General features: G+C 60.8%; 3 protein-coding genes and 1 pseudogene. All 4 read left to right on the forward strand.

The window, feature by feature from the left end; all coding sequences use genetic code 11:
• The first annotated feature begins 92 nt into the window (after positions 1–92).
• The gene (locus ACESMD_RS01020) at positions 93–617 is read left to right on the forward strand and encodes a DUF5943 domain-containing protein (protein WP_372609479.1); all 525 of its coding nucleotides are present in this window, start codon (positions 93–95) and stop codon (positions 615–617) included.
• A 10-nt stretch (positions 618–627) separates the two neighbouring features.
• Positions 628–2,694 (forward strand): FAD-dependent oxidoreductase, encoded by a 2,067-nt coding sequence (locus tag ACESMD_RS01025; RefSeq protein ID WP_372609481.1) that lies wholly within the window; start codon positions 628–630, stop codon positions 2,692–2,694.
• A 45-nt stretch (positions 2,695–2,739) separates the two neighbouring features.
• The gene (locus ACESMD_RS01030) at positions 2,740–4,722 is read left to right on the forward strand and encodes a (Fe-S)-binding protein (protein WP_372609483.1); all 1,983 of its coding nucleotides are present in this window, start codon (positions 2,740–2,742) and stop codon (positions 4,720–4,722) included.
• Positions 4,715–5,175, forward strand: a pseudogene (locus tag ACESMD_RS01035) (electron transfer flavoprotein subunit alpha/FixB family protein); the annotation flags it as partial. The gene ACESMD_RS01030 and the pseudogene ACESMD_RS01035, both read left to right, overlap by 8 nt.

A 5,175-nucleotide genomic window follows, 5' to 3' on the forward strand; every position in this document is an offset into this window, starting at 1 on the left:
GAGCCGCTCCATGCCGCGAGTTATAGGTAGCGACTATTATGCCGACCACGCCGACCACGCCGACTATCACAACTGTCACGACCAGCACGACAATGGCGCCAGAACTGCCTATCGAGGTTGATAAGGAAACCGGCGTCTGGACAACCGATGCGCTGCCTATGCTTTACGTTCCGCGCCACTTTTTTGTCAATAATCACAGGGCGATCGAGCAGGAAATAGGCGCCGTGCGTTATGCCGAAATTCTCTACGACGCTGGTTACAAATCGGCATGGCACTGGTGCGAAAAAGAGGCCGAATTGCACGGCCTGGAAGGTGCAGCCGTGTTTGAGCATTACATGCTGCGCCTCTCGCAGCGTGGCTGGGGCCTGTTCACCATTGAAAAGCTCGATCTCGAGCAGGGGGTCGCACGCGTCCGCCTGGACCACAGTGCCTTTGTTTATGTCTATGGAAAAGTCGATCGCAAGGTCGACTATATGTTCACCGGCTGGTTTGCCGGCGCCATGGACCAGATTCAGGAAGCTCGGGGGCATTCGTTGCGGACCCGCGCTGAACAGATCCAGAGCGCAGCGGAGCCTGGCTGTGACCACGGCATATTCATCGTTCAGCCCCTGAGTTAAGGACTTCCCCATGGCTTTCGAGGCGTTGTTCAAACCTATCCAGATTGGCACCCAGACCATCCCCAACCGCGTGGTCAGCACCGCCCACGCCGAGGTCTATGCAACCGATGGCGGCATGACCACCGAGCGCTACGTGCGCTATTACGAAGAGAAGGCCAAAGGCGGCTGCGGTCTGTGCATTTGTGGGGGCTCGTCGGTCGTGTCCATCGACAGCCCCCATAACTGGTGGAGTTCGGTAAGTCTGGCCACCGATCGCATCATCCCCCACTTCCAGAATCTGGCCGACGCCGTGCATAAGCATGGCGGCAAGATCATGATCCAAATTACCCATATGGGCCGCAGGTCCCGCTGGGATGGCTTCGACTGGCCCTCGCTCGTGTCGCCATCGGGTATACGTGAACCGGTCCATCGCGCGACCTGCAAGACCATCGAAGAAGAAGAGATCTGGCGCATCATTGGTGATTTCGTTCAGGCGGCGCGACGGGCGAAGGCTGGCGGCCTGGACGGCGTTGAACTATCGGCCGTGCACCAGCACCTGATCGATCAGTTCTGGAGCCCGCGTGTCAACAAACGCACCGACCAGTGGGGTAAGACCTTCGAAGACCGCATGCGTTTTGGTCTTGAGGTTCTGAAGGCGGTTCGCGCCGAAGTCGGTGATGATTTCGCCGTCGGCCTGCGCATCAGCGGCGACGAGTTCCATCCCGATGGCCTCAATCATGACGACATGAAACAGATCGCGGCCTACTACGACGCGACTGGCATGGTCGACTACTTCGGCGTGGTCGGCTCTGGTTGCGACACCCATAACTCTCTGGCGAACGTGATTCCGAATATGTCCTACCCGCCCGAGCCGTTTCTGCATCTGGCGGCGGGCATTAAAGCAGTCGTCAGTGTGCCAGTGATCCATGCCCAGAACATCAAGGACCCGAATCAGGCGCAGCGCATACTGGAGGCCGGCTACGTTGATCTGGTGGGGATGACGCGGGCGCAGATTGCCGACCCGCATATCGTCAATAAAATCAAACTGGGGCAGATAGACCAGATCAAGCAGTGCGTGGGCGCCAACTACTGTATCGATCGGCAGTACCAGGGGCTGGATGTGCTGTGCATCCAGAATGCGGCAACCTCCCGTGAATACAAGGGCCTGCCACATATCATAGCAAAGAGTACGGGTTCCCGGCGCAAGGTAGTGGTGGTGGGTGGCGGTCCTGCTGGCATGGAGGCGGCGAGGGTGGCTGCCGAGCGTGGTCATGCTGTGACGCTGTACGAGGCGAGCCCTGCACTTGGCGGCCAGATCACCATCGCTTCCAGGGCGCCGCAGCGCGATCAGATCGCCGGTATCACCCGCTGGTTTCAGCTCGAACTGGCCCGTCTCAACGTTGAAGTATGTCTCGGCGTACGAGCCGACGAAGGCGTGCTTGAGATGCGTCCAGACATCGTGATCGTCGCCACTGGCGGCATGCCTTTCCTGTCGCAGGTGCCCGAGTGGGGTGCCGAAGAAGGCCTCGTCGTTAGTACCTGGGACATCCTCAACGGTGTCGTCGCGCCCGGCAAGAACGTGCTGGTGTACGACACAATCTGCGAATTCCCCGGCGTATCAGCGGCCGATTTTCTCTCTGAGAAAGGCGCCCAGGTCGAGATCGTGACCGACGACATCAAGCCCGGCGCTGCTGTTGGCGGCACCAGCTTCCCAACCCTCTACCGTAGCCTGTACGCCAAGGAGGTGATCATGACCTCTGACCTGGCGCTGCAGAAGGTCTATCGCGAAGGTGACAAGCTGGTGGCGGTACTCGAAAACGACTATACCGGCGTTCAGGAAGAGCGGGTAGTCGATCAGGTGGTGGTTGAAAACGGCGTACGACCCGATGAAGCGCTTTACTACGCGCTCAAGCCGCGCTCGCTGAACAAGGGCCAGATCGACCTTGAGGCGCTGTTTGAAATCAGGCCACAGCCATGCCTGAGTACGCTGAGTGGCAACGGCAGCGATTTTCTGCTGTTCCGCCTGGGTGATTGCAACGCGCCACGCAACATCCACGCCGCCATTTATGATTCGCTCAGATTGTGCAAGGACTTCTGACGCAGTTGTCGGGCAGCCGTTCAAGTAAGTCACAGGAGAACCATCATGCTCGAAATTATCCTACCCATGCTGATGTTTACGGCACTGGTGCTGGCGATCATCGGGGCGGCTCGTCGGGTTATCCTGTGGCGACAGGGGCGTCCCTCGGACGTTGGCTTTTTCAGTGGGCTGGCGGCGGTGCCCCGGCGCTATCTTGTTGACCTGCACCACGTGGTGGAGCGCGACAAGTACATTTCCCGCACCCACGTGGCGACGGCCGGGGGATTTGCCCTCGCGGCGCCGATCGCGATTGCGGTGCACGGCCTGGGCCTGAGCAGCGCCTGGCTGACGTGGCCCTTGCTGGCGGCCACGCTATGCATGTTTGTTGGCAGCCTGTTCGTGGCCTTGCGCCGACGTAATCCGCCCGCTCGGCTCTCGAAAGGGCCCTGGATGCGTCTGCCCAAAAGCCTGGTTGCGTTCTCGCTGGGGGTTTTCGTTGTTACTCTGCCTGCAGCGGGTGTGGTGCCCGCTGCCATCGGCGGCTGGGTACTGGCCGTGCTTCTCGCGGCTGTGGTGGCCTGGGGCCTGGCCGAAATGTTTTTAGGTATGACCTGGGGTGGGCCGATGAAACACGCCTTCGCCGGTGTGCTGCATCTGGCTTTCCATCGCCGGCCGGAACGCTTCGGAGGCGGTCGTTCCACCGGCCTGAAAGCGCTGGATCTCGCCGACCCGCAGGCGCCGCTGGGCGCAGGGAAACCGGCGGATTTCACCTGGAACCAGCTACTGGGGTTCGATGCCTGCGTGCAATGCGGGCGTTGCGAAGCGGTCTGCCCGGCGTTTGCGGCGGGTCAGCCCCTTAACCCGAAAAAACTGATACAAGACATGGTGGTCGGGCTGGCCGGGGGCAGTGATGCCGGCTATCACGGGTCTCCGCACCCCGGCGAGCCAGTGGGCGAGCACCATGGCGCACTCGATGAGCCCATCATCGCAAGAGCAGGCAAGGCGTTGATCAACGCCGAGACCCTGTGGTCCTGCACCACCTGCAGGGCCTGTGTCGAGGAATGTCCGATGATGATCGAGCATGTCGACGCCATCGTCGACATGCGCCGCCACATTACCCTGGAATTGGGCGCCACACCCAGACGGGGTGTCGAGGTTATCGAAAACCTGATTGCGACCGACAATCCCAACGGCTTCGCCCCCGATTCGCGCATGCACTGGGCTGCGGATCTCAACCTGCCGCTAATGGCCGACGTGCGTGACGCGGCGGTTCTGCTGTGGATAGGCGATGGCGCCTTCGACCAGCGTAACCAGAGAACACTGCGTGCGCTGGTAAGGATACTGCGCGCCGCCGACGTCGATTTTGCGGTGCTCGGCAATGACGAGCGCGATAGCGGTGATCTCGCTCGCCGCCTTGGCGACGAAGCAACTTTTCAGAGCCTTGCGAGGCGTAACATAGCAACACTGTCACAGTATGGCTTTGGCTGTATCCTCACCTGCGATCCCCACAGCTTCCATGTACTCAAGAACGAGTATCCCGAATTGGGCGGCCGCTATCAGGTTTATCATCACAGCGGCTATTTAGCCGAGCTGCTCGCCAAAGGATACCTGGCGATTTCCCCGTGGAAAGGCGACAAGGTCACCTATCACGATCCCTGCTACCTGGGGCGCTACAACGGTGAGTACGAGGCGCCGCGCAACGTGCTCAAGGCGCTCGGCATGGAACTGGTGGAAATGCATCGCAGCGGCTCTCGCTCACGCTGCTGCGGCGGCGGCGGGGGTGCGGCAACCATCGACGTTCCCGGTAAACGCCGGATCCCCGACATGCGCATGGATGACATCCGTGAAACCGGCGTAAGTGTGGTAGCAGTGGGTTGTCCGCAATGCACCGCCATGCTGGAGGGCGTGGTCGAACCGGGGCCGGAGGTTCGTGACATTGCTGAACTCGTGGCCGACTGCCTGGTGCCATCGGCGCAGAAAGATCAATCCGGCCGGAAAGACAAGGCGGGTCAGCCAGTGCCAGCTGGGGAGGTACTCGCTGATGCATAACGGCACAGATCCTCTTCCGCGCCGTAACCCGCATCGGGTGGGGTTTATTGGCCCCAACGACATCAAGCGGATCGACCGCAGCGGCGCTCAGACAGATACGAGTCTGAACTTGCGAACTGAACGCCAGGCAGTGGCGGCCGATCGGCGCACAACCGTTGAGATCGAGACCCCGGCTTTTCTGATTGCGGTGGTGCCTGATCTTCCCGGTGGGCGGCTATCCGCCCATGACCGGGACCTGCTCGGTTTGGCCCGGCAATTGGCCGATGCGGATCCGGCCGTGCCCGGTGCTGTGTTGGCCATAGTCTTTGGCGCCATTCGGGAAGATGGCTTCGGGACTGCCGGTGTCGACCGGCTACTGCATTCTCTACCAGGCCCTCTAACGCACTCTCTAACGCACTCTCTAACGCACTCTCTAACGCACTCTGCCGATCAATCCTTCGGCCCAGGCGCCTC

Source organism: Halomonas sp., from assembly GCF_041689495.1.
In the GTDB taxonomy this organism is placed as follows: domain Bacteria; phylum Pseudomonadota; class Gammaproteobacteria; order Pseudomonadales; family Halomonadaceae; genus Halomonas.